This window comes from Sphingobium aquiterrae (assembly GCF_037154135.1).
Lineage (GTDB): Bacteria > Pseudomonadota > Alphaproteobacteria > Sphingomonadales > Sphingomonadaceae > Sphingobium > Sphingobium aquiterrae.
The window spans coordinates 97,057-122,700 of record NZ_JBANFL010000004.1 but is presented as its reverse complement, the minus strand read 5'-3'; the positions used below and the strand labels follow the sequence as shown (position 1 = coordinate 122,700).

Here is a 25,644-nt window from a genome sequence, read left to right as displayed (position 1 = left end):
CTCGCGGCGTGGCCGATTGCGCCGGCACATCTTCGGCGCGGCCGACGCTTGCGGCCATGATCGCGCTTGCCAGCGCGCCAAGCGCCAACAGCCAGAATGCCTTTTTCATTGCACCAGCTCCCCGTTTTTCTCGGCTATCAGTTCACGCACGTCCGTCAGATGACCGGTCAGCGCGGCAGCGGCCGCCATGACGGGCGAGACCAGGTGCGTGCGCGCGCCCGGCCCCTGCCGCCCCATGAAATTGCGGTTGGATGTCGATGCGCAGCGCTCGCCGGCGGGCACCTTGTCCGGGTTCATGCCAAGGCAGGCGGAACAGCCCGGCTCGCGCCATTCGAAACCGGCCTCCACGAAGATGCGGTCCAGCCCTTCCTGCTCGGCCTGATGCTTGACCAGGCCGGAGCCCGGCACGATCAGCGCCTGCTTGATGCCGCTGGCGATCCGCTTGCCCGCGATCACGGCGGCGGCGGCGCGCAGATCCTCGATACGGCTGTTGGTGCAACTGCCGATGAAGATATGCTCGACGCTCACATCCTCCATCCGCTGGCCGGCATGGAGGCCCATATAGTCGAGCGCTTTCATGGCCGCCGCGCGCTTGGAGGGATCGGCGAAGCTCTCGGGATCGGGCACCGCGCCGGTGATCGGCACGACATCCTCCGGGCTGGTGCCCCAGGTGACATTGGGCGCGATCGTCGTCGCATCGAACGTCACGGACGTGTCGAAGCGCGCGCCCGGATCGGTCGCGAGCGTCCGCCACCAGGCGACGGCCGCATCCCATTCCGCCCCCTTGGGCGCCATCGGCCGGCCCTTCAGATAGGCGAAAGTCTTTTCGTCCGGCGCGAACAGGCCGGCGCGGGCGCCGCCCTCGATCGACATGTTGGACACCGTCAGGCGCCCCTCGATCGACATCTCGTCAAAGGTCGAGCCGCGATATTCGATGACATGGCCGGTGCCGCCCGCCGTGCCGATGCGGCCGATGATCGCCAGGATCACGTCCTTCGCGCTGACGCCGAAACCCAGTGTGCCGTCGACGCGCACTTCCATGGTCTTGGACTGCGAGAGCAGCAGCGTCTGCGTGGCGAGCACATGCTCCACCTCGCTGGTGCCGATGCCGAAGGCCAGCGCCCCCAGCGCGCCATGCGCCGCCGTGTGGCTGTCTCCGCAGACCAGCGTCGTGCCCGGCAGGGTGAAGCCCTGTTCCGGCCCCACGACATGCACGATGCCCTGCTCGATATCGGTCGCGCCGAAATATCTGATACCGAATTCGGGCGCGTTGCGTTCCAGCGCGGCAAGCTGCTGCGCGCCTTCCGGATCGGCGATGGGAATGCGCTTGCCCGCCGCGTCGATGCGCGCGGTGGTCGGCAGGTTGTGATCCGGCACGGCCAGGGTCAGGTCGGGCCGGCGCACCGTGCGGCCGGCGGCCCTTAGCCCCTCGAACGCCTGCGGGCTCGTCACCTCATGAACGAGGTGGCGATCGATGTAGATGAGGCAGGTGCCGTCATCACGCCGTTCGACGACGTGGGCGTCCCAGATCTTTTCATAGAGTGTGCGTGCGCGTGTCATATCTCCTTCCCCCTAAACCCAAGCGAATCAGGGTTAAAGGGGAAAAGCGACGAATATTTCCTATTCTGCCCTGTAGTCGGCAACAATCCTGCCCGCCGCGCCCATCTCCTGCTCATGGGCGGGCTCGCGCCATGTCTCGGCCAGGCCGGCCTTTTCCCAAGCCTGCATCGCGGGCAGCGCCAGCATCTGGTCGACCCAGCCCTGCGCCGCCGCGCCCAGCGCCAGGCCATAGGTCCGCACGCGAAAGGCCACCGGCGCGAAGAAGGCATCGACCGCGGAAAAGCGGTCGCCGGCCAGGAACGGACCGCCGAAACGGGCCAATCCCTCGCCCCATAGTTCGTCCAGCCGGGCGATGTCCTTGCGGAGCGCGGCGGCATGCGCGTGCGTTTCCACGCGGACGCCGATATTCATCGGGCAATCGTTGCGCAGCGCGGAAAAGCCCGCATGCATCTCCGCCACCGCGCATTGCGCCCAGGCGCGGGCCCGTTCGTCCGCCGGCCACACGCCCTGGTGGCGATCGGCCAGATACAGGACGATACCCAGCGAATCCCACAGCGTCCGGTCGCCGTCGATCAGCACCGGCACGGTGCCGGTGGGCGAAAAGGCGCGGAACCTGTCATAGTTGACGCTGTCCAGAAAGGGCTCGACCCGATCCTCGAAGGCGATGCCCAGAACGGTCATCAGCACCCATGGCCGCAACGACCAGCTGGAATAGTTGCGGTTGGCGGTAATCAATATGTAGCCCATGGCGGCCCTCCCTCAATACACCACCCTTTCTATGCGATGGCGCATCCCCGCAAATGGAAATAACGGGAAATAGACAAGCCATGCTTATGCAATGAAAGCCGATGAACAGGCGGTTCTGGACGCGATCGGTCACATGATGGTGCGATATGGTCTTGAAATCTTAATCCCTGCCGCCGATATTGCAGGAGCGGGCCGGGCCCCTCTGGCGGCCGGACCTTCCCGATCAGGGAAACCGGACGTGATGTCGGACCGCATCGAGTGTGCTCGATGCCGGTTCGGAGGAATGCCCCCCAATCCTTCTCGAATAGGCATCGGGCCACTCGGTCCCCGACTGTCCGGTGCCCATGGTGCCGGCCGGTCTTCGGTTTCGAATGGATGGAGTAGAAAAACCGTGAACAATCCCGTTTCAACGCCCCGCTATGAGGCGGCACGCGGCGCCGCGTTCGACGCGGGACTGCGCAATCATTTCCTGGGCGTGTACCGCAACATGGGGCTCGGGCTGGTCATCACCGGCCTTGTCGCCCTGGTGATCGGCACCACGCCGGCGCTGTACCAGCCGATTTTCGGCACGCCGCTCAAATGGGTCGCGATCTTCGCGCCACTGGCGTTCGTCTTCTTCTTCAGCTTCCGCTTCGAAAAGATGACGACGGCAAGCGCCCGCATGGCCTTCTTCGCCTTTTCGGCGGTGATGGGCGTGTCGATGGCCAGCATCTTCCTGGTCTTCACCGGCTCCAGCATCGCGCAGACCTTTTTCATCGCGGCGTCGATGTTCCTGGGCATGAGCCTGTGGGGCTATACGACCGGACGTGACCTGTCGAAGGTCGGGTCGTTCCTGATCATGGGCCTTGTCGGCATCCTGATCGCGGGCCTGGTCAACATCTTCCTCGCCTCCTCGGCGCTGCAGATGGTCATTTCGATGCTGGGCGTCGTGATCTTCACCGGCCTCACCGCCTGGGACACGCAGCGCATCAAGAGCGAATATGCCTATTATGGCGGCACGGCCGCGGCCGAGAAGATGCAGGTGATGAGCGCGCTCAACCTGTACCTGAACTTCGTCAACCTGTTCCAGATGCTGCTGAACCTGACCGGCGAGCGGGAATAAGCGATGCGGGACCAGCAGACCGTTTCCTCGATGCTCTGCCCCGTCTGCCATACCGGCCTCGCCATGACGGACAGGCAGGGTGTCGAGATCGACTATTGCCCGCAATGCCGGGGCGTATGGCTGGACCGGGGCGAGCTCGACAAGATCATCGAGCGCAGCACCGGCCCGATACAGGCCGCCCCGCCCACGGCGCCAAGCTATCGGCCGGACAGGCCGCAGGGGCATGACAGCCCTTATGGCAGGAAACGGAAGAAGAGCTTTCTGGAAGAGCTGTTCGACTGAGGAACGCAAAAAAGGGACGGGCTGGAAACGGCCCGTCCCTTTTTTATTTTGCCGTATAAGCTGTGCTGTAATCGGCCCATGACATGGCAAGATCGTCCCCCCTGAACTTGGTTCAGGGTCTATTTCTCCCAACATTCTGAGGCACCCGAAGGCGCAATAGATGCTGAAACAAGTTCAGCATGACGATCTTTATGGGACGGATTTCCGTTCCGAATGACTAGAGCATTTTCAAATTGACCGTTTACGGTCAATGGCTCGGAAAATGCGACAACAAAGGACGAGAGCGTTTTCGCTCATAGTGAAAACGCTCTAACCGCCTGTCGCCGCCGCCCTGGTCGGCGCGGGCGCCTCTTCCCAGCCGCCGCCCAGCGCCTTGAACAGGGCGACCTGCGCCTCGGCACGGTCGGACTGGGCCGATGCCAGTGCCGCGCGGGCGTTTGCGCGGGATCGTTGGGCATCGAGAAGCTGGAGGAAACTGTCCGCCCCTGCCCCGAACCGCCGCTCGGCGATCCCAGCGGCGCTCTCGCTGGCGTCGAGCGCCCGCCTGAGCGCGGCCTCCCGGTCCAGCGCGCCCTTCAGCCGGGCGAGCGCCTGCTCGGTTTCCTGCAACGCCGTCAGCACCGCCTTGTCGAAGGCGGCGAGGGAGCCGGCCGCAATCGCCTCATTCTGCCGCACGCGGGCGCGCGCGGCGCCGCTGAACGGGAAGTTCCAGCTGATCAGCGGCCCGATGGAATAGCTGAGCGAATCCTTGGTGCCAATGTCGCTTGGGCTGGTCGCGCCCAGGCTGATCGCGCCCATCAGGCTGATCGAGGGATAGAGCGCCGCGGTCGCGACGCCGATCCGCGCGGTATCCGCCGCCAGCGTGCGCTCGGCCTGCCGCACATCGGGCCGGCGGGCGAGCAGCGCCTGCCCATCCCCCACCGGAATGGCGACCGACACCGACGGCGGCACGGTGCAGGCGGCAACCGCCCGATCCGCGCGGGCGGGCGGATCGCCCGTCAGTACCGCAAGCGCATAGAGCGCGGCGCGCTGTTCCGCCTCGAAGGTCGCGATCTGCGCCTTGGCCTGTTCCACCAGCACCACGGCCTGATCGACATCCCGCTGCGTCCCCCGGCCACCCGAGAGCAGGCGGCTGGTGAGATCGAGCGTCTTGCCCTGCAGCGTGACGGTTTCGCGCGCCGCCGCTGCCTGGGCCCCGAAGCCGCAGGCCACCGCATAGGTCCGCGCCGTTTCCGCGGCGATCGACACGCGGGCGGCATCCAGCGCCGCCTGCGCCGCGCCGACATCGCCACGGGCCGCTTCGATGCTGCGGGAGACACCGCCGAACAGGTCGATCTCATAGGACGCGTCGAAGCCCACCGAATAGAAATCGGTCTTGAACGCGGGCTGTGGCCCCAGCGCCCGGGAGCGCTGCTCCGTCGCCTGGGCGCTGGCGTCCGTCGTCGGCAGCCGCGCCGCGCCCGCTTCATTCAGCAAGGCCCGCGCGCGCTGCAGATTGGCCGACGCCCCCCGCAGGTCGTTATTGTGCGCCAGTGCCTTTTCGACCAGCCCGTCGAGCAACGGGTCTTCGAACAATCGCCACCATTGGCCCGGCAGCGCCGCCTGGGTGATCGCGGCGGAGCCCTGCGCTTCGCCCAGTGTGGCGTCGGCGGGCGGAGGCGATGCGGGAGGCTTATAGTCCGGCCCCACGGCGCAAGCCGAAAGCGCGAGCGCCGACACCATCGGCAGCAACAGGCGCCGGTTCATGACGAGGTTCATGTCGAGCGCCATCATGCGGCCTCCCCCGCCTTGGCAGGTTTGCGGCGATGTGCCGTCCATGTGCGGACCTTGTCGCCAAAGCTGCGGCTGATCACATAGAAGGCCGGCGTGAACAGCAGGCCAAAGAAGGTCACGCCCAGCATCCCGAAGAACACCGCGATCCCCAGCGCCTGCCGCATTTCATGCCCCGGCCCCGTGGCGATCACCAGCGGCAACACGCCCAGGATGAAGGCGAAGGGAGGTCATGACGATCGGCCGCAGGCGCTGATGCGCGGCGCGTTCCGCCGCCTCCAGGCGCGGCAGCCCCTCTTCCTCGCCCTGCTTGGCGAATTCCACGATCAGGATCGCGTTCTTCGCGGCTAGGCCGACCAGGACGACAAGGCCGATCTGCGTCAGGATATTATTGTCCCCGCCCATCAGGTTGACGCCCAATATGGCCGCGAGCAGGCACATCGGCACGATCAGGATGACCGCCAGCGGCAGCACCAGGCTTTCATATTGCGCGGCGAGCAGCAGGAACACGAAGACCACCGCAAGGCCGAAGACGATGATGCCGGTATTGCCCGCCTGCTGCTGCTCGAAGGCGATCTCCGTCCATTCATAGCTGAAGCCGCTCGGCAGGATCTTGCGCGCCAGCCCTTCCATCGCGACGAGCGACTGGCCGCTGGAATAGCCGCGCACGGTATCCCCCTGCAGTTCCGCCGAAGGATAGAGATTGTAGCGGACCACGCGATAGGGGCCGCTGTCGTTGCGCAGGGTCATCACCGCCGCCAGCGGGACCATGGCGCCGCTGGCCGACCGCGTCCTCAGGCGGCCGACATCGTCCGGATCGTCGCGATAGGGCGCATCCGCCTGTGCCGTCACGCGGAAGGTCCGGCCCAGATAGTTGAAGTCGTTGATGTAGGACGACCCCAGATAGGTGCCCAGCGTCGCGAAGATGTTGCTCACCGGCACACCCATCTGCTCGGCCTTCTGCCGGTCGATATCGGCATAGAGGCGCGGCGTCTTGGTATTGTAGACGGTGAAGACGGAGGTGAGGCCCGGCGTCTGGTTGGCGGCCATCATCATCTGGAAGGCCACGCCCTCCAGCGCCTTGTAGCCCGCGCCGCCGCGATCCTCGATCATCATCTTGTAACCGCCGCCGGTGCCAAGGCCGCGGATTGGCGGCGGCTGGATGACGAGCACATTGGCCGCGGTGATGCTGGCCGATGCCTGACGCAGCGCGTTCGCGATCTCAAGGTCGCTCGGGCGCCCTTCCTTCTGCGACGTCAGCCGGACGAAGACCGTGCCCGAGGACGGCGACTGGCTGAACGTCGCGCCATCGAACCCGGTCAGGGCGACGCTGCCGCTGACGCCGGGGATGTTGCGCGTCTTCTCGATAAAGGCCCGCAGCGCTTCGTCGGTGCGTTCCAGCGCGGAGCCCGGCGGCATCTGGATCACCGAGATCAGGAAGCCCTGGTCCTGCGCGGGCACGAAGCCCGACGGCGTATCGGCAAAGCGCCAGCCCGCCATGGCGAGCAGGCAGGCATAGGCGATGCCCACCACGCCCAAGGTGCGGATGAGACGCGCCGTGACCCGGCCATAGCGATGGCTGACCCGTTCGAAGCCATGATTGAACGCATGCGCGAAACGGCCCGGCCACCCGCGCCAGCCCTCACGCGGCGCGGCATCATGCTTGGGCTTGAGGATCAGCGCGCCGATCGCCGGCGACAGCGTGAGCGACACAAAAGCCGAAATGGCCGTGCAGGCGATGATCGTCAGCGCGAACTGGCTGTAGAAGGCGCCCGAAATGCCGGGGATGAAGGCGGTGGGAATGAACACGCCGGTCAGCACCAGCGCAATCGCGATCAGCGCGCCCGACACCTCATCCATGGTCTTGTGCGCGGCCTCGCGCGGCGACAGCCCCTCTTCGTCCATCAGGCGCTCGATATTCTCGACCACCACGATCGCGTCGTCGACAACGATGCCGATGGCCAGCACCAGGCCGAACAGCGACAGGTTGTTGATGGAGAAACCGAATGCCGCCATCGCGGCGAAACTGCCGATCAGCGACACGGGGATGGCGAGGATCGGGATGATCGCCGCGCGCCAGCTCTGCAGGAACAGCAGCACCACGATGCTGACGAGCACGATCGCCTCAAGCAACGTGTGCTGCACGGCCTCGATGGATGCGGTGATATATTCCGTCGGGTTGTACGGGATCACATAGGACATGCCCGGCGGAAAGCTCTTGGAGATTTCCTGCAGTTCCTTGCGCACCGCATCGGCGGTTTCGAGCGCGTTGGAGCCGGGCAACTGGGTGATGGGCAGCGCCACGCCGATCTTGCCGTCCAGATAGGCGTTGGTGGCATAGTCCAGCGCGCCCAGTTCGATCCGCGCGACATCGCGCAGCCGGGTCATGCGGCCCGCCGCGTCGCGCTTGATGATGATCTGGCCGAATTGCTCGGGGTCGGTCAGCCGCCCCTGCGTCTGGATGTTGAGCTGAAAGGCGGTGCCGCCCTGGTTGAAGGGCGCCTGCCCCACGGAACCAGCGGCGACCTGCGCATTCTGGGCGCGAACGGCGGCGGTGATCTCATCGACGGTCAGGTTGCGCGCGGCGGCAAGATCGGGATCGATCCACACCCGCATATTATAGTCGCGCGAACCGAATGCCTGCACTTCGCCGACGCCGGGGATGCGGGCGAGCCGATCGCGGATCTGCAGCGTCGCATAGTTGGACAGATATTGCAGGGACAGGCTGTTGTCGGGCGAAACCAGGCCCGCGACCATCAGGATATCCGGCGAATTCTTGCGGACGGTCACGCCGATCTGGCGCACTTCCTCGGGCAGGCGCGGTTCGGCCGAAGAGACGCGGTTCTGCACCAGAACCTGGGCCTGGTCGACATTCGTCCCCTGCCGGAAGGTGACGGTGATCGTCAGCTGGCCCGAGGCCGTGGACGAGGAGGACATGTAGATCATGTTCTCGACGCCGTTGATCGATTCCTCCAGCGGCGCGGCCACGGTTTCCGCCAGCGTTTCCGCCGATGCGCCGGGGTAGCTGGCGACGACCGCGACGGTAGGCGGCGCGACTTCGGGATATTGGCCGACCGGCAGCGAGGGATAGGCGATCACGCCCATGATGATGATCAGGACGGACAGGACCGCCGCGAAGATCGGTCTTTCTATGAAGAAGTGCGGCAAGCGCATGTCAGTTCGCCGCCCCGCTCGCCTGCGGCGAGTCCGGTGCATGGGCGGGCAGCGATTGCGGCGACTGATCGGCGGCGCGCGCGGCGATCTTGCCCTCGCGCACCGTCACCGGCATGCCGGGCTGCAACCGGGCGATCCCGTCCACGACGATCTTCTCGCCCGGCGCCAGACCTTCGCGAATCACCCGCAGCCCTTCCACCATCGGGCCGGTGCTGACGGGGCGCGCCGCCGTCTTGCCATCCTTGCCGATGGTGTAGACGAGCTTGCGGGACTGGTCGGTCAGGATCGCCTCGTCCGGCACCAGCATCGCCTTATAGGTGCCCGACCCCAGCAGGCGGGCGCGGCCGAACATGCCGGGCACCAGGAACCCCTTGGGATTGGCGACTTCGGCATGGGCGCGAATGGTGCCGCTGTTGTTGTCGATCGCATTGTCGACAAAGATCATCCGGCCCTTCCAGTTATAGCCGGTTTCATCGGCAAGCTGGATGTCCACCGGATTGGCCGCATAGCGGGACGATCCGCGCTCGCCGCGCGCCGCCTGGCGGATATATTTGAGGTAGAAGCTCTCCGCCCCTTCGAAGCTGAACCAGATCGGATTGATCGACACGACGGTCGTCAGCAGCGTCTCCCCCGACGTCACATAATCGCCAACGGCCACGCGGCGATCGGACACGCGGCCGGAGATCGGCGCGCGGACGGCGGTGAAATCAAGGTCGAGCGCGCGGGCGTCCACGGCTGCGCGGGCCGCGTTCAGATCGGCCTGGGCGGTGCGCAGCGCGGCGAGCTTGGTTTCATATTCCTCCTGGCTGACCGCCTGGAACTTGCGCAGGTCGTCGGCGCGGCGCAATTCGCTCTGCGCATTGGCGACCGCCGCCTGGCTCCGCGCGACCTGCGCCCGCGCCTGCTCCAGCGCCGCGCGATAGGGGCGCGGATCGATCTGGAACAGCAGGGTGCCCTTGGGCACTTCCACGCCGGCGCGGAAATTGATCGCCGTCACCTGGCCGGAGATGCGCGGCATCACCTGCACATCCTCGGGGGCCTCGAAACGGCCGACATATTCGTCCCAGTCCACGACATTGCGCTGGAGCGGCGCAGCGACCGTCACCGTGGGCGGCGGTGGCGCCTGGGGCGGTTGCCCACCACAGGCCGACAGGGCGAACAAAGCGAGGGCGGACCCCGTCAGCGAACGGGCGGGTGTGAGGAACATGCGCATGGCGCGTAATTGTTGCGTCGCATCAAAGATTTCAAGTCGCAACCGGATATAATTTGCGAATCTTTCTCAGTTTTTCCTGCGACGCAGTTTCAATGCCCTTCAAAGGCCATCAGCGCCGCCGTCGCGACGCCTTCGGCCTGCAACGCCACCATCCCGCCAAGCGCCGGCAGGTCGATGGCAAAAAGCGCCATCAACAGCGCCGCGCCCTGCTCCCGCAGCAGCTGGACCGCGGCAATCGCCGTCCCGCCGGTGGCGATCAGATCGTCGACCAGCACCACCCGCGCGCCGGCCGGCACCTGGCCCTTGTGCAGTTCCAGCCGGTCGGTGCCATATTCCAGCACATAATCGATGCCCACGGTCGGCCCCGGCAGCTTGCCGGCCTTGCGCACCGGCACGAAACCCGCGCCCAGCGCGGCAGCGAGCGCCGCCCCAAGGATGAACCCCCGCGCCTCGATGCCGACGACGATGTCGACATTCAGCGGACGCGTGCGCGCCGCCATGGCCTCGACCGTGGCGGCAAAGCCCTCCGGGTCCGCCAGCAGGGTGGTGATGTCGCGAAACATGATCCCGGGCTTGGGAAAGTCGGGGATCGCCCGCACCAGATCCTTGAGCATGTCTTCCACCAGCACATCCATAGCGTTCGTCCTTCGCGCAAAAGGAAGGGCGCGGTTCCCTCAAAGAACCGCGCCCCCTTATCCGTCCGGCATCCGTCCAGCGTTCAGCCGGGCGGCCTGTGCCGCATCAATGTTTCTTGCCGGCCCAGACATTCCGGTAGGCCATATAGGCAAGGCCGGTCGCGAACAGCAGGAAGAAGATGACGGCGATGCCCGCGCTCTTGCGGCTCTCCATCTTCGGTTCCGCCGTCCAGGTGAGGAAGGCAGCGACGTCCTGTGCCATCTGGTCGACGGTCGGCTTGGTGCCGTCGCCATAAGTGACCTGCCCCTCGGCCGACAGCGGCGGCGCCATCGCGAGGTTGAGGTTCGCGAAATAGGGGTTGTAGTGCAGCCCCTCGGGCGTCTTGGCATCCGGGAAGCGCTTGAGAAGCTCGGCCGGCTGCGGCTGGAAGCCCGTGATCAGCGAGTAGACATAGGCCGGGCCCTCATGGCGTGCCTTGGTCATCAGCGAGAGATCCGGCGGGATTGCATTGTTGTTCGCCGCCGCCGCCGCGACATTGTTCGCGAAGGGCTTGGGGAAATGATCGGCCGGGATCGGATCGCGGGTCGAAGGCTCGCCGGTCTTGGGATCGACGTCAGGCGTCTTGATCGCCCACTGCTTGGCGATCGCCTTCACCTCGGCCTCGCTGTAGCCCAGCTGTTCGAGGTCGCGGAACGCCACGAACTTCAGGCTGTGGCAGGCCGAGCAGACTTCCTTGAACACCTGGAAGCCGCGCTGCAGCTGCCGGCGGTCATAATGACCGAACGGGCCGCTGAAGGAGAATTCCACCTCCTTGGGCGCGCGGTGGAAGGCATGTTCCACCGTCTCGGCCGGCGGATCGCTGACATAGGAGGCCGCGCCCACCAGGAAGGTGACGAACAACCAGCCGGAGAAGAACAGGCCGACAAGAAATGCACCGATGCGTACCATGATCCTGTCGTCCCCTTATTCGGCCGGAACCGCGGCGAGTTCGCCGTCGGTTGCACCATGTTTGGCCAGCACCGCCTCGGTGATCGAACCGGGCAGCGGCAGCGGCTTTTCGAAGCGCGCGATCAGCGGCAGGACGATCAGGAAGTGGGCGAAATAATAAGCCGCCGCGACCTGCGAGATCATCACATAGGGCTCTGCCGCCGGCGCGCCGCCGCAATAGCCCAGGACCACCACGTCGACGCACAATATCCAGAAGAACTTCTTGAACATCGGACGATAGCTGCCCGACCGCACCGGCGAATTGTCCAGCCAGGGCAGGAAGAAGAGCAGCAGGATCGAAGCGAACATCGCCAGCACGCCCAGCAGCTTCGCGGGAATGAAGAAGAAGTCCACGGTGAAGGCGCGCAGGATCGCGTAGAAGGGCCAGAAATACCATTCCGGCACGATGTGCGCGGGCGTCGAGAGCGGGTTCGCCTCGATATAGTTATCGGGGTGGCCCAGATAGTTCGGCGCGAAATACAGCATGATCGCGAAGATGATCAGGAACACGCCGGCGCCAAAGCCGTCCTTCGCGGTGTAATAGGGGTGGAAGGGCACGGTGTCCTGCGGCCCCTTCACGTCCACGCCGATCGGGTTGTTGGAGCCTGGAATATGCAGCGCCCAGATGTGCAGGATGATGACGGCCGCAATCACGAAGGGCAGCAGATAGTGCAGCGAGAAGAAGCGGTTGAGCGAGGCGTTGCCGGGCGCGAAACCGCCCAGCAGCCAGGTCTGAATCGGCTGGCCGACCACCGGGATCGCGCCGAACAGGCCGGTGATGACCTTCGCGCCCCAATAGCTCATCTGCCCCCAGGGCAGCACATAGCCCATGAAGGCGGTGGCCATCATCAGCAGGAAGATGACGAGGCCGAGCAGCCACACCATCTCGCGCGGGGCTTTGTACGATCCGTAGAAGAGGCCGCGGAAGATGTGGAGATAGACCACGATGAAGAAGAAGCTCGCGCCGTTGGCATGTGCGTAACGCATCAGCCAGCCGGCGTTGACGTCGCGCATGGTGTGCTCGACGGTGCTAAAGGCGACCAGGTCATTGGCGCCATAATGCATCGCCATGACCACGCCGGTCACGATCTGGATCATCAGCGCCAGGCCCGAAAGCACGCCGAAGTTCCAGAAATAATTGAGGTTGCGGGGCACCGGATAACCGGCGCCGACCGAGTTGTAGACAAGGCGCGGAAGCGGCAGCTTCTCGTCGATCCACTTCATCAGCGGCGCCTTGGGGGTGTAATGTTCTGCCCAGGGGAAACTCATGGATCTCTACCTCAGCCTACGAGAACGGTTGTGTCGGAAGTGTATTTATACTTCGGCACTTCCAGATTCTTGGGAGCCGGGCCCTTGCGGATGCGCGCGGCGGTGTCATAGCTCGAACCGTGGCAGGGGCAGAAATAACCGCCGAACTCGCCGCGATTCTCCCCCTCGCCGGCACCCAGCGGCACGCAGCCCAGATGGGTGCAGACCCCCATGGTGATCAGCCATTCCTTCTTGCCATCGACCGTGCGCTCTTCCAGCGTCTGCGGATCGCGCAGCGTGCCGGGGTCGACGGCGTCGGCCTTCTTGATCTCATCCGGCGTCAGGTGGCGCACGAACAGCGGCTGGCTGCGGAAGGTCGTCTTGATCGCCTGGCCGGGCGCGATGCCCGACAGGTCGACTTCGCTGGACGCCATCGCCAGCACGTCGGCGCTGGGGTTCATCTGATTGATGAGCGGCAGGATCGCCGCGACCGCACCGACGCCGGCAAAGCTGACAGCAGCGATGTTGATGAAATCGCGACGGCGGACACCGCCCTCGCCGGATGGACCTTCGGTTTCCGTCTGCTCAAGCATCGCCATCAATCATACCCTCGTAGGTCGGTCCCTGTTACCGCCGCCTTCAGCCTTCATCGGCTCTGTTTTCAGGGGTTCTGGACCGGGAGCGCGCGCTACCCCGCCCAATCCCCCTTGGCGTGGTTCGCGGGCCTGATAGCGCCCAAAGGCGTCCTTTGCCAACAGCAATTTGGACGGCGCTATGACAAATTGACGCGGCGCACTATGGAACCGCCATGCGTATCGCCCTTTACCAGCCCGAGATCGCGGGCAATGTCGGCGCCATCATGCGCCTGTGCGCGTGCTTCGGCGTGCCGCTGGACATCATCATGCCGTGCGGATTCGCCTTTTCCGACAAGCACCTGAAGCGCGCCGCCATGGATTATGGCGCGGCCACGGACCTGACCCGCCATGCAGGCTATGACAGCTTCCGCGCCGCGCGGGCGGAGGCCGGCGGACGTGTCGTCCTGTTGTCCAGCCATGGTGCAGCGCCGCTGCCGCAGGTCCGTTTCCAGCCCGACGACGTGCTTTTGCTGGGCAATGAGGGCCATGGCGTGCCCGACGATGTCCATGCGCAGGCCGATCTGCGCGTGCGGATTCCCATGGTCGCGGGATTTCGGTCCTTGAATATCTCGGTCGCGACGGGCATCGCACTGGCCGAAGCGTTGAGGCAGACAGGGCAGTTCCCGCAATGACCCCTTTGGACACTGAGCAACAGGCGGCGCGCGACTGGTTCGAATCGCTGCGGGATCGCATCTGCGCCGCCTTCGAGGCGATCGAGCGGGAGGCCGGCAGCGACGCCGCCTTCGACTATCTCGCCTGGGACCGCGAGGCCGATGGGCTAGCCCCCGGCCAGGGCGGTGGCGGCGTGCGCGGCGTCATGAAGGGCAAGGTCTTCGAGAAGGTCGGCGTCAATGTCTCGACCGTAGGCGGCGCCTTTTCGCCCGAATTTGCCAAAAGCATCCATGGCGCGGGCGACAATCCGGCCTTTTTCGCCACCGGCATCAGCCTGGTCGCGCATATGGCCAATCCGCATGTGCCCGCCGTCCATATGAACACCCGCTTCCTGGTGACGACGAAACGCTGGTTCGGCGGCGGCGCGGACCTCAATCCGCCGATCCCCTATGACGAGGACACCGCCAGCTTCCATGCCGAGATGAAGGCGGCCTGCGACGGCCATGGCCCAGAGTATTACAGCCGGTTCAAGGCATGGGCGGACGATTATTTCTTCATCCCCCATCGCGGCGTCCATCGCGGCGTCGGCGGCATCTTCTACGATCATCTGGAGGGGGATTTCGACGCGAACTTCGCCTTTACCCGCGCGGTTGGGGAAGCCTTCCTCGCCGCCTTCCCGCCGATCGTGCGGCGGCGCATGGGGCTGGCGGCCAGCGCGCAGGATCATGCGCGGATGCTGGAATGGCGCGGGCGCTATGCGGAGTTCAACCTGGTCTATGACCGGGGCACATCCTTCGGCCTGCGCACCGGCGGCAATGTCGATGCCATCCTGATGAGCCTGCCGCCCATGGCCAGCTGGAACTGAGGCCGATGAGCCCGCCTTCATGAGCCGGACGCCATGAGCCTGACGCCGGTAGCACCGGGGCAGATCGCCACCGTCGTCACCCATCTGGAAATACGGGATCGCCCCCGCCCCGCCCCCATCCCGTCCGCGCCATTGCGACTGGTACGGTGGAAGGCGCCGACGCTCGATGCCTATCGCACGCTCTTCCGCCGCGTGGGCGAGGAATGGCTGTGGTTTTCGCGGCTGGTACTGCCCGATGCGCAGGTGGAGGCGATCATCCACGATCCGGCGGTCGAGATTTATGCCGTGTGCGATCCCAAGGGGATCGAGGTCGGCCTGCTGGAGCTGGATTTCCGGTCCCTGCCCGATTGCGAACTGGCCTTTTGCGGGCTGGTCTCCGGCCTGACGGGCAAGGGTTTCGGCCGCTGGCTGCTGGCGCAGGCCAATGCGTTGGCGTGGCGCAAGGGGGTGGGGCGCTTCTGGGTCCACACATGCACGCTCGATCATCCCGCCGCGATCGCCGCCTATCGCCGCGCCGGCTTCATCCCCTATGCGCGGGAGGTCGAGACCTTCGACGATCCGCGCCTGTCCGGCCATCTCCCGCGCGAGGCCGCGCCGCAGATCCCGCTGATCGGCCCGACGCGGGCGTGAGTTTCAGGCCGCGTCGAGCTGACGATAGATGCGCGCGAGCATCACCAGGAAATAGACCTGCACCACCGTCGAGATGATGATGGAGGCAAGCTCGCCGACGGCCTGCGCCGCCGTGGCGCCGCCCAGCAGCCCGGCGATCGAACCGAACACCGCCGCCGCCGCCTGCGTGACCACGAAAGAGAAAATAGCGATCACCAGGATAAAGCCGAACAGCCGCCAGAAATGGCCCCTGGCCAGGGTCCAGCTGCGGCGAATCGCATCGACCGGGCCAAGCGCGGTGTCGATCAGCACCGGATTGAGCAATATCATGCGGACGCCCGCCAGCACGCCCAGAACCATGATGGCCAGCCCCAGCAGGATCGCCAGCACCGCGGCAACGGCCTTCGACAGAAAGCCGAGCCCGACGAAGAGCAGCGTCAGCGCAATGGTGAGCGCCAATAGCGCGCCCATGAAGACCAGCATGATCAGCACCAGCGTCCCAAAGCGCCGCACGCCCAGTTGCAGCGCCTCGGCCACGCTGATCCCCGGCAGAAGGGCCAGCGCATACAGCGCCAGCGACCCGAAGCTGGTGATCAGGCTGGTGAGCGCGACGGCCAGCCAGAAGCTGGGGGGCAGCATCGGCGGATCGCCCTGCGGCGCCATCGCCCACTGGGCCATTTCCGGCGGCACCATCTGCTGCAGGATGGCGACCGGCAGCGCCACGAACAGGAAGGCCACCGGAAACAGCAGCTGCCATTCGCGCCGCACGAATGCGATGCTGTCTTCCCACGCCTTGCCGATCGACAATGTCGCCATGATATTCCCCTGTCGTTCCGGCAAGCCGCACCGGTCCGTTGTCCGGGCGTTTGCCCGGCCCCCGTTCGAAGCGGCAGAGACTTGATCGCTCACGCTGTTCAAGTCAAGGAAGGCGCATGACCATGATCGACCCGATACCGGACAGCCCAGAAGCATTCCCCGCCCCCGAATGGCGGGTGGAGCAGGCGCCCGTCCCCTATCCCGAAGCGCTGGCCGACATGGAGCAGCGCGTTCTGGACATCGCGGCGGGCACCGCCGGGGAACGCATCTGGCTGCTCGAACATCCCCCGCTCTATACCGCCGGCACCAGCGCCGACCGCGCCGAGCTGCTGGACCCGCGTTTCCCGGTCTATGATGCCGGGCGCGGCGGGCGCTATACCTATCATGGGCCGGGGCAGCGCGTGGGCTATCTCAACATCGACCTGGGCAAGCGCGGCAGGGATGTGCGCAATTTCGTCCATGGCGTGGAAGGCTGGGTCATCGACACGCTGGGCGATTTCGGCGTGTCGGCGCGCCGGGCGGAAGGCCGCATCGGCATCTGGACCGACAACCTCGACGGCCGCGAGGCGAAGATCGGCGCCATCGGCGTGCGGGTGCGGCGCTGGGTGACGCTGCACGGCTTTTCGGTGAACATCGCGCCCGACCTCAGCCATTTCAACGGCATCGTGCCCTGCGGCATCAGCGAATTTCCGGTGACGAGCCTGGCCGCGCTGGGCAAACAGGTGTCGATGGCCGCCTTTGACGCGGCGCTGAAAGCCCGTGCGCCGGCATTTCTCGCGGGCTTGCGTCGCTGCGGCGACAAGCCCGTGTGCGTGGCCTGAGCGCCCGATTCCCCTCTTCCCATCCCATCGGAGTATCGCCGGCATGACCCCACGCGAGCTGATCGCCACTGCCCATGTGCCCGGCGGCGAGGATCTGCGCCTGTTCCGGCGCGGCGGCGATTTCATGATCGTGCTCGACCGCAACGAGCTGATGAGCAGCCGGATGAGCGGTTCGGAAGAGGCGCTGGCGGTGATGACCTGCGACCGGCTGGGCACGCGCAAAGCGCCGCACCTGCTGATCGGCGGCTATGGCATGGGCTTCACCCTGCGCGCCGCGCTGGCGAAGCTGGGCGCGGACGCGACGCTGACGGTGGCCGAACTGGTGCCCGACATCATCGCCTGGGCCCGCGGCCCGATGGCGGACCTCGCCGCCGGATGCCTGGACGATCCGCGCGTGCGGGTGATCGAGGGCGATGTCGCGGCGCTGATCCGTGCCAGCGCAGCCACTTATGACGCGATCCTGCTGGATGTCGACAACGGGCCGGACGGCCTGACGCGCGCAGGCAATGACCAGCTTTATTCGGCGCAAGGGCTGGCGGCGGCGAAAGCGGCATTGCGCCCGGGCGGCATCCTGGCCGTGTGGTCGGCGGCGCCCGACACTGTCTTTGCCAACCGCCTGCGCCATGCGGGTTTCTCCGTGGACGAAGTCGGGGTGCGGGCCCGCTCCAACGGCAAGGGGCCGCGCCATGTGATCTGGTTCGGGACGAAGCGATAGCCGCCTGAAACCCTGCAGCCCTGAAACCGGCCCCATGCAGTTCACGTTGAGAAACCCCGGCATGTCATGATAGCCTGAGGCTGAAAATTTTTTTGAGGATGGTTTCACGATGCGGGCGACAACTGCCATTCTTCTCTCCGCTGCGGCATGGACGTTCAGCCTTGCGCCCGCCATGGCGCAGAGCTGGAACACCAGATGGTCGCCGGAGAATGTCGAGAAATCGATATGGGGGGGATGCAAAATCCCGCCATCCTATCTCAGCATCTCGATGGAAACCGATGGCAGGGCATGGGTACAGCAATCGCCGTCGCTGACAGCCGAGCAGACCGCTTGCGTGGCCGATCTGCTGAAACAATATAATATCGAACTGCGCAACGCGAAATAGCCAGGACGGGCCAGGCAGGGTTGCGCGGGGCTTCCGGCGAAACCGGCGCACCGGGAGCGTTTCACATCGGGCGAAAACGCTCTGGTCTCTGATGCCGCGTTTTCGAACCGGCTGAGCGCGCCCTACCGCAACCCCAGATATTTGTGCGTCTGCAAGGTCAGGCGCCAATGCGGCCGCGCCATCACGAAGGCGATGGCCGCGTCCACATTCGCCACGCCGCGCGCGTCGTCCATCGGCTGCAGCAGCAGGTGATCGAAGGCCCAGCCTTCCATCGCCTCCACATCGCTGCCCGGCTGCGGCCAGACCAGCTTCAGCTCATTACCCGATTGCTGGACGACGATGCTCCCCGCCTTGGGGCTGACGCATATCCAGTCGATGCCGGGATGGACGGGGATCGTGCCATTGCTCTCGATCGCGATCTCGAAGCCGCGTGCATGCAATGCATCGACCAAAGCGTCGTCCACCTGCAGCATCGGCTCGCCGCCGGTCAGCACGATATAGCGCTCCGCCTCGCCCTCGCCCCAGAAGGCCAGCGCCGCGTCGGCCAGCGCATCGGCATCCGTAAAGCGGCCGCCGCCAGCGCCGTCGATGCCGACGAAATCGGTGTCGCAGAACTGGCAGATGGCGCCTGCCCGGTCCTGTTCGCGGCCCGTCCACAGGTTGCATCCGGCAAAGCGCAGGAAGACGGCACGCCGCCCTGCCCTCACGCCTTCACCCTGCAGCGTCAGGAACATTTCCTTGACGGAATAGGCCATCGGCTCAGGGTTTCGTCGCGTAGACCGTGGGGTCCGGCAGACCGGCTTCCTCGAACCCCTTGGCGCGCAGGCGGCAACTGTCGCACAGGCCGCAATGCTTGCCGTCGGGCGTGGGATCGTAGCAGGACCAACTCATCCCCGCGTCCAGCCCAAGGCGCGCGGCCTCGCGCACGATATCGGCCTTGCTCATATATTGCAGCGGGGTGTTGATGCGCAGCGGATGGCCCTCGACCCCGGCCTTGGTGGCCAGGTTCGCCATCTTCTGGAAGGCGTCGATGAATTCCGGGCGACAATCGGGATAGCCGGAATAATCCAGGGCGTTGACGCCGATATAGATGTCGTTCGCGCCCGCCACCTCGGCCAGGCCAAGGGTCAGCGACAGGAAGATCGCGTTGCGCGCGGGCACATAGGTAATGGGAATGTCCGTCCCCACGCCGTTTTTCGGCACGGCGATGTCGGCGGTGAGCGCCGATCCGCCGAACGCGGTAAGATCGAGCGGCAGCACGATATGCGACATGGCGTTGAGCGCGGTGGCGATGCGCGCGGCGGCGCGCAGCTCCACCCGGTGACGCTGGTTATAATCGACGGTGAGCGCCAGCAGGCGGAATCCCGCCTCCCGCGCGAGGCCCGCGGCGACCATGGAATCCAGTCCGCCCGAAAGCAGGACGACAGCGAATTTTTTGTTTTTTGCGACCATGGCCCCCCGCTAGACCGAGCAAAGTCGCCGCGCAAGTGGCTGGAAATGCGCGATGCCGCCGCTCGATCGAAGCCAAGGTGTAAGCGGGATCGTTTCCATATTGCAACAATCGCGCTATCGTGCGGGGCGGCATGTCCCAATATGGCGCGCTTCCATCTGGAACGAAAATGGCGCGCTGTTGGCGATGCCCTGGGACTGGATCTGCACAAGGCGCGCCGTCTCGATCCGCAGGTCGGTGCGGCCATTGCCCGCAGCGGCGCAATCATAGGTGACGACGATATGCTGGGCCGTGTCGGTCACGACATAGCGGCGGCAGCTGTTGCGTTGATGCCGGACCTGGAGCAGCACGCGCGGATCGCCCAGGCAGATGTGGGACACAGCGCCGCCCGGCTCGCGCACGCGCAATTCCCAATCCCCGCGCTCAAGCCCGGAGAGGCCCGCAAGCGCCGGCGCCTGCGCCACGCCCGCGCCGCCGATCAGCGCGCCGCCCAGCGCCAACGCTGTCATGACGGCACGCCATCGCCGTGCGATAGCGGACCGGACCACAATGCCGTGTCTCATTCCCCGCCTCCTCCAGCGGTGCGCCACGCTGGCGCGCGATATGCTTCGACGCCCGCTACTGCAGGAATGGGGCGATTTCATAGCAAATGGGGCACGGCCCGCCCCAATTTAAGGTGCAGACCCATTATTAACGAGGATCGAGACATGGTTGTCCGGGATACTGTGGGAGGAGAAGCGCGAAAAACGGGGTCTATGCCCCGTTTGAGCGTTTCGACACTCCACAGCGCCCGGACAATCATGCCCTGCGGGTGGGACGAAAATCGGCGCTGACAGGGAGGGCGAGCAGCCAGATACTGCCAGAAACTATGGGGGTATCTGGCAATCGGCCGACCGCAGCAGCGCCGATTTTCGTCTCCATCTCGACCTCGTTAATAATGGGTCTGCACCTTCATGTGCGAGCGTGACGATCAGTTGGCGAAGCTGGCGAGCGACACCGGGAAAAGGCGCGAGCAGAACGCGCAATCGACCGTGATGATGCCCTGCTCGTCGGCCATTTCCGTCCGTTCGCCGGCCGGGAAGCGGCTGATGACGTCGCGGATATGATTGATGTCGCAGCGGCATCCCTTCGCCACCGGCGCCGCGGTCGTCACCCGCACTTCCTCTTCCTCGTGGAACAGGCGCCAGATGATGTCGGACAGCGGCAGCGCCGTGTCGGTCAGTTCCTCGTTGCGCAGCGTGTCGGCCAGGACCTGGACATGCTCCCATTCGGGATGGTCGTGCCGCACATGCAGGCGCTCGCGCCCCACCTCGCCTTCCGGCAGGTGCTGCAGCAGGATGCCCGCCGCCGTGCAGCCCTGCCCCTTGTCGTGGCGCGTCGCGATCTGGACGAAGCTGGGGATCTGTTCGGACTGGACGAAATAATGCTCCGCCGCCTTGCCCAGCGAATCGCCTTCCAGCGGCACGATGCCCTGATAGCGGTGCGGGCCGGTCGCGCCGTCGGGCGCCTGGTCGAAGGTGATGGCCAGATAGCCCTTGCCGAACAGGCCGAACAGGCTGGGTTCCGGCCCCAGCTCGGCCAGCCGTTCCGGGTCGAACTGGGCATAGCCGCGCACCTCGCCGGCGCGATAGTCCGCCACCAGCAGCCTGACGATGCCATGTTCGGTCTGCGCCTGCATGGTGAGCTGCCCGCCCACATCCTTCAGCGTCGAGCCCAGCAGGGCGGCCAGCACCAGCGCTTCCGCCAGCACCCGCTCGATCGGCGGCGGATAGGCATGCGCGGCGAGCACGTCGTCCAGCGTCGGGCCAAGCCGCACGATCCGCCCGCGCACATGGCGCGAGGGGATGGTAAAGCCGATGGCGCTGTCAAGGTCCATGCCGGTCAAGATGCGGTTCCGTTCACACAGGGTCCAGGGATGTTCAAAGGCGTTCCCAATGCGCTCTCAATGCGTTTCTACTCCAAGGGCCGCCACCCCCGTTGCGCCGGGAATAACGGCCCTTGCCAGCATATAGGATCGGTTCAGAGCTTTCCAAGCGCCCAGAGCAGCACCGATTTCTGGGCGTGGATGCGGTTTTCCGCCTCGTCCCAGACGACGGACTGCGGCCCGTCGATCACCGCTTCCACCACTTCCTCGCCGCGATGGGCGGGCAGGCAGTGGAGGAATTTCGCGCCCGGCTTCGCGCCCGCCATCAGCGCGTCCGTCACCTGATAGGGCATCATCGCCGCGATCTTGTTGTGCGCATGTTCCTGCCCCATCGACACCCAGGTATCGGTGACGACGACATCGGCGCCCGCCGCGACATCGGCGGCATCGCGCGACAGGGTGATCCTGGCGCCGCGCGCGCCGGCCTCCTGCGCAAAGCGGGGATCGGGCTCATAGCCCTGCGGCACGCCGATGCGCACGTCGAACCTCATGAGGCCGGCGGCTTCGATGATCGAATGCAGCACATTATTGCCGTCGCCCAGCCACGCCCACTGGCTGCCGGGCAGCGCCACGCCATGCTCCACCACGGTCAGCAGGTCGGCGACGATCTGGCAGGGATGCGACAGGTCTGTGAGGCCGTTGACGACCGGGACGGTGGCATGCCGCGCCATTTCCTCGATCTTGGCATGATCGTCGGTACGGATCATGATCGCGTCGCACATGCGGGAGAGGACGCGGGCGGTATCCGCCACCGTCTCGCCGCGGCCAAGCTGCATCGACCCTGAATCCATCACGATCGACGTGCCGCCCAGCTGGCGGATCGCCATGTCGAAGGAGACGCGGGTGCGGGTGGAATTCTTCTCGAAGATCATCGCCAGCGTGTGGCCGGCAAGCGGCGCATCGGCATCCGCCTTGCCCTTGGGCCAATCGGCGCGGGCTGTCTTGCGGTCGATGGCATCGGCAATCATGGCAGCGATCGCGTCGCCGCCGGCATCGGACAGGTTCAGAAAATGTCTGGTCATATATGTTCGCCCTTTCCGAACATAGGATTGTGCTCCTGCGCAAGCAGGAGCCCAGGGCGGCGATGGCATTTCCTAACCACCCTGGGCTCCGGCTCAAGGCCGAAGCACATCCATGATTATGCGGCTTCGGCCTTCCCGAAGCTCCGGGCACCGGCCGAGAGCTTCTCGATACATTCGGCGATATGGCTTTCCTCGATCACCAGCGGCGGCAGGATGCGCACCACATTCTGCCCCGCCGAAACGGTGAGCAGGCCATGATGATCGCGCAGATGCGCCACGAAGCTGCGGGCGTCGGCCGTGTCCTTGAGCTTCACGCCCAGCATCAGGCCCATGCCGCGCACATCCTCGAACAGGTCGTCATGATTGGGGATCAGCTGTTCCAGCGCGGCGCGCAGGCGGGTGCCCTTGGCCTTCACATCGTCCATGAAGCCCGGCGCCAGCACTTCGTCCAGCACGGCATTGCCCACCGCCATGGCCAGCGGATTGCCGCCATAGGTGGAGCCGTGCGTGCCGAAGACCATGCCCTTGGCCGCTTCCTCCGTGGCGAGGCAGGCGCCGAGCGGGAAGCCCGCGCCGATGCCCTTGGCCACCGCCATGATGTCCGGCGTGACGCCATATTGCTCATGGGCGAAGAAGGTGCCGGTGCGCGCATAGCCGCACTGCACTTCGTCCAGGATCAGCAGCAGGCCATGCGCGTCGCACAGCTTGCGCAGGCCGGTCAGGAATTCAGGGGTCGCCGGCGTCACGCCGCCTTCGCCCTGCACCGTCTCCAGCAGGAAGCCGGCGGTGTTTTCATCGACCAGCGCGGTTGCCGCCTCCAGATCGTTGAACGGCACCACGTCGAAGCCGGGCAGCAGCGGTTCGAAGCCGTCGCGCATCTTGGGCTGGCTGGTGGCGCTGATCGCGCCCAGCGTCCGCCCGTGGAAGGCGTTGTCGAAGCTGATGATATTATGCCGCTGCGGATTGCCGTTCGCATAATGATAGCGGCGCGCGGTCTTGATCGCGCATTCCACCGCCTCGGCGCCCGAATTGGTGAAGAACACCGTATCGGCAAAGGTGCTGTCGACCAGGCGCTGCGCGAACTTCTCCCCCAGCGGCGAGCCGTAGAGGTTGGACACATGCATGAGCGTCGCGGCCTGATCCGCAATCGTCTTCACCAGCCGCGGATGGCTATGGCCCAGCAGGTTGACCGCGATGCCGCTGGCGAAATCCAGATAGCGTTCGCCGCGCTCGCCGATCAGGTGGCAGCCCTCGCCTCGGACCGGACGCACATCGCACCGGGGGTAAACGGGCATGAGCGGCGTAATCGACATGATACCTTCCCTTTCGCGTAGTGGTCCAACATGGTCCGAAACGCAAAAAGGCGGCCCCCGCCGGGCCGCCCTTTGCGAGAGGCGCCTATACAGGGCAGGCGGGCCAAGCGTCAACCATCGCGCCACGATCGCAATGGGCGACCGGCCCCGCACCTTCGGCCTCTGGACCGCGGGCCGCGCCGCCGCCTATCATCGCGCCCATGACAGCACTCGATTCCTTCGTCTCCGGCCTGCCCAAGGCCGAGCTTCATCTGCATATCGAAGGGAGTCTGGAGCCCGAACTCATGTTCGCGCTCGCCCGGCGCAATGGCGTCGCCATCCCCTTCGCCTCTGTCGAGGAGGTCCGGCGGGCCTATGATTTCAGCAATCTGCAGGACTTTCTCGACATCTATTATGCGGGCGCGGACGTGCTGCGCACGGCGGAGGATTTCCGCGATCTGGCCACCGCCTATTTCACCCGCGCGGCGGTGGACAACGTCGTCCATGCCGAAATCTTCTTCGATCCGCAGACCCATACCGACCGGGGCATCCCCTTCGCGACGGTGATGGAGGGGCTGCTGGCGGGCATGGAGGATGCCGAGCAGCGCCTTGGCGTGACGTCGAAGCTCATCCTCTGCTTCCTGCGCCACCTGGACGAGGACGCGGCCTTCGCCACGCTGGCGGCGGCCGAACCCTGGCTTGATCGGATCGCCGGCGTCGGCCTCGATTCGTCCGAGGTCGGCCATCCCCCGTCGAAATTCGCGCGGGTGTTTGCGCGGGCGGGCGAACTGGGGCTCAAGCGCGTCGCCCATGCCGGCGAGGAAGGGCCGCCCGCCTATGTGCGCGAGGCGCTGGACCTGCTGCATATCGACCGGCTGGACCATGGCAACCGGTCGATGGAAGACGGCCCGCTGGTCGCCCGGCTGGCGCGGCAGGGGATGACGCTGACCGTCTGCCCGCTGTCCAACCTGAAGCTGTGCGTGGTGGACGACATGGCCGCCCACCCGATTCCCGCGATGCTGCGCGCCGGGCTGCGCGTCACCATCAATTCGGATGACCCGGCCTATTTCGGCGGCTATGTGAACGACAATTATCGCGCGGTCGCCGCGACCGGCCTGCTGGGCGCGGCCGATTTCGCGGCCATCGCACGCAACAGCTTTCTGGGTTCCTTCCTGCCCGACGATGTCGTTGCAGGCCATCTTTCCGCCATCGACGCCTATGTGGAGACCAATGCATGAGCAGCCCCGCGCTGTCCCCGATCAGCCAAGACGATTTCGTCGCCGACGTGAAGGCGCTGGCCGCCCTGCTCGCCGTCGACCATTGGACGCCCGACTATCTGATCGGCGTGGGGCGCGGCGGGCTGGTGCCGGCCGCCTATCTCAGCCATGCGTCGGGCGTGACACTGCTGTCGGTGGACTATAGCAGCAAGGAATTCAGCTTCGCCGACGCGCTGCTGCACAAGCTCGCCGCCAAGACGGTGGCCGGGCAGAAGCTGCTGATCGTCGACGACATCAACGACAGCGGCAAGACGATCACCGAATTGCGCCAGGTGCTGGCGCGCGAGGGCGGCGTGGCGGACCATGTGCGCGTCGCGGTGCTGATGAACAACATCCGGTCGCACGCCGTCGCCGACTATTGGGCAAGGGAGATCGACCGGGACACGGACAAGCGCTGGTTCGTCTTCCCCTGGGAAGCGATGGCCCCTGCCGACGTGATTGTCGAGGATGCCGAGGCGGTGCCCGAACGGCTGGCCTGAACGGCCCGGAAACGGCGTCGGAT

The 25,644-nt window shown here is 65.7% G+C and carries 25 protein-coding genes and 1 pseudogene; 10 read left to right on the top strand and 16 right to left on the bottom strand.

Features of this window, described 5'->3' with window-relative positions; translation table 11 throughout:
- Nucleotides 1-105 precede the first annotated feature (105 nt).
- Nucleotides 106-1,560, bottom strand: coding sequence for a 3-isopropylmalate dehydratase large subunit (gene leuC, locus WFP78_RS05835; protein ID WP_336959663.1), 1,455 nt, complete (start codon nt 1,558-1,560; stop codon nt 106-108).
- Nucleotides 1,561-1,620: 60 nt separating this feature from the next.
- Nucleotides 1,621-2,307 carry a glutathione S-transferase family protein gene (locus tag WFP78_RS05830; protein ID WP_336959661.1) on the bottom strand — a complete coding sequence of 229 codons (687 nt, stop codon included), beginning with the start codon at nt 2,305-2,307 and terminating at the stop codon, nt 1,621-1,623.
- A gap of 391 nt (nt 2,308-2,698) precedes the next feature.
- Between WFP78_RS05830 and WFP78_RS05825 the strand changes: the two genes are divergently transcribed.
- Both WFP78_RS05825 and WFP78_RS05820 read left to right on the top strand, forming a co-directional pair.
- Nucleotides 2,699-3,409 carry a Bax inhibitor-1/YccA family protein gene (locus WFP78_RS05825; RefSeq protein WP_336959659.1) on the top strand — a complete coding sequence of 237 codons (711 nt, stop codon included), beginning with the start codon at nt 2,699-2,701 and terminating at the stop codon, nt 3,407-3,409.
- A 3-nt stretch (nt 3,410-3,412) separates the two neighbouring features.
- The gene (locus WFP78_RS05820; RefSeq protein ID WP_336959657.1) at nt 3,413-3,691 is read left to right on the top strand and encodes a TFIIB-type zinc ribbon-containing protein; all 279 of its coding nucleotides are present in this window, start codon (nt 3,413-3,415) and stop codon (nt 3,689-3,691) included.
- A gap of 309 nt (nt 3,692-4,000) precedes the next feature.
- Here WFP78_RS05820 and WFP78_RS05815 read toward each other — a convergent pair whose 3' ends face one another.
- From WFP78_RS05815 to petA, 7 genes and pseudogenes are all read right to left on the bottom strand, one after another.
- A complete protein-coding gene (locus WFP78_RS05815) occupies nt 4,001-5,464 on the bottom strand; it encodes an efflux transporter outer membrane subunit (RefSeq protein WP_336959655.1) in 1,464 nt (487 codons plus the stop codon).
- Nucleotides 5,461-8,635: pseudogene (locus WFP78_RS05810) on the bottom strand (efflux RND transporter permease subunit). The gene WFP78_RS05815 and the pseudogene WFP78_RS05810 overlap by 4 nt, the downstream one beginning before the upstream one ends.
- A gap of 1 nt (nt 8,636) precedes the next feature.
- Entirely contained in the window at nt 8,637-9,842 is a 1,206-nt protein-coding gene (locus tag WFP78_RS05805; protein WP_336959652.1) for an efflux RND transporter periplasmic adaptor subunit, read from the bottom strand.
- A 95-nt stretch (nt 9,843-9,937) separates the two neighbouring features.
- On the bottom strand, nt 9,938-10,483 hold the full coding sequence (locus WFP78_RS05800; RefSeq protein WP_336959650.1) for an adenine phosphoribosyltransferase: 546 nt from the start codon (nt 10,481-10,483) through the stop codon (nt 9,938-9,940).
- A 106-nt stretch (nt 10,484-10,589) separates the two neighbouring features.
- Nucleotides 10,590-11,432, bottom strand: a complete 843-nt coding sequence (locus tag WFP78_RS05795; protein WP_336959647.1) for a cytochrome c1 — start codon at nt 11,430-11,432, stop codon at nt 10,590-10,592.
- Nucleotides 11,433-11,447: 15 nt separating this feature from the next.
- Entirely contained in the window at nt 11,448-12,740 is a 1,293-nt protein-coding gene (locus WFP78_RS05790) for a cytochrome b (protein WP_336959645.1), read from the bottom strand.
- Nucleotides 12,741-12,751: 11 nt separating this feature from the next.
- Nucleotides 12,752-13,318 (bottom strand): ubiquinol-cytochrome c reductase iron-sulfur subunit, encoded by a 567-nt coding sequence (gene petA, locus WFP78_RS05785; protein WP_336959643.1) that lies wholly within the window; start codon nt 13,316-13,318, stop codon nt 12,752-12,754.
- Between the two features lie 209 nt (nt 13,319-13,527).
- Here petA and WFP78_RS05780 point away from each other — a divergent pair, with 209 nt between their 5' ends.
- Genes WFP78_RS05780 through WFP78_RS05770 form a run of 3 tightly spaced genes read left to right on the top strand, consistent with a single transcriptional unit; the run spans nt 13,528 to nt 15,461 of the window.
- Nucleotides 13,528-13,986: a tRNA (cytidine(34)-2'-O)-methyltransferase gene (locus WFP78_RS05780; RefSeq protein WP_336959641.1), complete on the top strand. Its 459-nt coding sequence runs from the start codon at nt 13,528-13,530 to the stop codon at nt 13,984-13,986.
- The gene (gene hemF / locus WFP78_RS05775) at nt 13,983-14,831 is read left to right on the top strand and encodes an oxygen-dependent coproporphyrinogen oxidase (RefSeq protein WP_336959639.1); all 849 of its coding nucleotides are present in this window, start codon (nt 13,983-13,985) and stop codon (nt 14,829-14,831) included. The genes WFP78_RS05780 and hemF overlap by 4 nt, the downstream gene beginning before the upstream one ends.
- 33 nt (nt 14,832-14,864) lie before the next feature.
- Nucleotides 14,865-15,461: a GNAT family N-acetyltransferase gene (locus tag WFP78_RS05770; protein ID WP_336959637.1), complete on the top strand. Its 597-nt coding sequence runs from the start codon at nt 14,865-14,867 to the stop codon at nt 15,459-15,461.
- Between the two features lie 3 nt (nt 15,462-15,464).
- Here WFP78_RS05770 and WFP78_RS05765 read toward each other — a convergent pair whose 3' ends face one another.
- Nucleotides 15,465-16,256: a DUF7847 domain-containing protein gene (locus WFP78_RS05765; protein ID WP_336959635.1), complete on the bottom strand. Its 792-nt coding sequence runs from the start codon at nt 16,254-16,256 to the stop codon at nt 15,465-15,467.
- Nucleotides 16,257-16,378: 122 nt separating this feature from the next.
- Between WFP78_RS05765 and lipB the strand changes: the two genes are divergently transcribed.
- The 3 genes from lipB to WFP78_RS05750 all read left to right on the top strand — a co-directional run bounded on the left by lipB (nt 16,379) and on the right by WFP78_RS05750 (nt 18,177).
- Nucleotides 16,379-17,077 (top strand): lipoyl(octanoyl) transferase LipB, encoded by a 699-nt coding sequence (gene lipB, locus WFP78_RS05760; protein ID WP_336959950.1) that lies wholly within the window; start codon nt 16,379-16,381, stop codon nt 17,075-17,077.
- A gap of 43 nt (nt 17,078-17,120) precedes the next feature.
- The gene (locus WFP78_RS05755) at nt 17,121-17,792 is read left to right on the top strand and encodes a spermidine synthase (RefSeq protein WP_336959633.1); all 672 of its coding nucleotides are present in this window, start codon (nt 17,121-17,123) and stop codon (nt 17,790-17,792) included.
- Between the two features lie 109 nt (nt 17,793-17,901).
- Nucleotides 17,902-18,177 carry a hypothetical protein gene (locus tag WFP78_RS05750; RefSeq protein ID WP_336959631.1) on the top strand — a complete coding sequence of 92 codons (276 nt, stop codon included), beginning with the start codon at nt 17,902-17,904 and terminating at the stop codon, nt 18,175-18,177.
- 122 nt (nt 18,178-18,299) lie between these two features.
- Here WFP78_RS05750 and queE read toward each other — a convergent pair whose 3' ends face one another.
- From queE to WFP78_RS05720, 6 genes are all read right to left on the bottom strand, one after another.
- Nucleotides 18,300-18,932, bottom strand: coding sequence for a 7-carboxy-7-deazaguanine synthase (queE, locus tag WFP78_RS05745; protein WP_336959629.1), 633 nt, complete (start codon nt 18,930-18,932; stop codon nt 18,300-18,302).
- Nucleotides 18,933-18,936: 4 nt separating this feature from the next.
- Nucleotides 18,937-19,629 carry a 7-cyano-7-deazaguanine synthase QueC gene (gene queC, locus WFP78_RS05740; protein ID WP_336959627.1) on the bottom strand — a complete coding sequence of 231 codons (693 nt, stop codon included), beginning with the start codon at nt 19,627-19,629 and terminating at the stop codon, nt 18,937-18,939.
- 114 nt (nt 19,630-19,743) lie between these two features.
- The gene (locus WFP78_RS05735) at nt 19,744-20,136 is read right to left on the bottom strand and encodes a hypothetical protein (RefSeq protein WP_336959625.1); all 393 of its coding nucleotides are present in this window, start codon (nt 20,134-20,136) and stop codon (nt 19,744-19,746) included.
- Between the two features lie 461 nt (nt 20,137-20,597).
- Nucleotides 20,598-21,503, bottom strand: a complete 906-nt coding sequence (gene hslO / locus WFP78_RS05730) for an Hsp33 family molecular chaperone HslO (RefSeq protein WP_336959948.1) — start codon at nt 21,501-21,503, stop codon at nt 20,598-20,600.
- 143 nt (nt 21,504-21,646) lie between these two features.
- Nucleotides 21,647-22,573, bottom strand: coding sequence for an ornithine carbamoyltransferase (gene argF, locus WFP78_RS05725; protein WP_336959623.1), 927 nt, complete (start codon nt 22,571-22,573; stop codon nt 21,647-21,649).
- 116 nt (nt 22,574-22,689) lie between these two features.
- Entirely contained in the window at nt 22,690-23,886 is a 1,197-nt protein-coding gene (locus WFP78_RS05720; protein WP_336959621.1) for an aspartate aminotransferase family protein, read from the bottom strand.
- Between the two features lie 200 nt (nt 23,887-24,086).
- Between WFP78_RS05720 and WFP78_RS05715 the strand changes: the two genes are divergently transcribed.
- Both WFP78_RS05715 and WFP78_RS05710 read left to right on the top strand, forming a co-directional pair.
- Entirely contained in the window at nt 24,087-25,103 is a 1,017-nt protein-coding gene (locus tag WFP78_RS05715; RefSeq protein ID WP_336959619.1) for an adenosine deaminase, read from the top strand.
- Nucleotides 25,100-25,621 carry a phosphoribosyltransferase gene (locus WFP78_RS05710; RefSeq protein ID WP_336959617.1) on the top strand — a complete coding sequence of 174 codons (522 nt, stop codon included), beginning with the start codon at nt 25,100-25,102 and terminating at the stop codon, nt 25,619-25,621. The genes WFP78_RS05715 and WFP78_RS05710 overlap by 4 nt, the downstream gene beginning before the upstream one ends.
- The last annotated feature ends 23 nt before the right edge of the window (nt 25,622-25,644 follow it).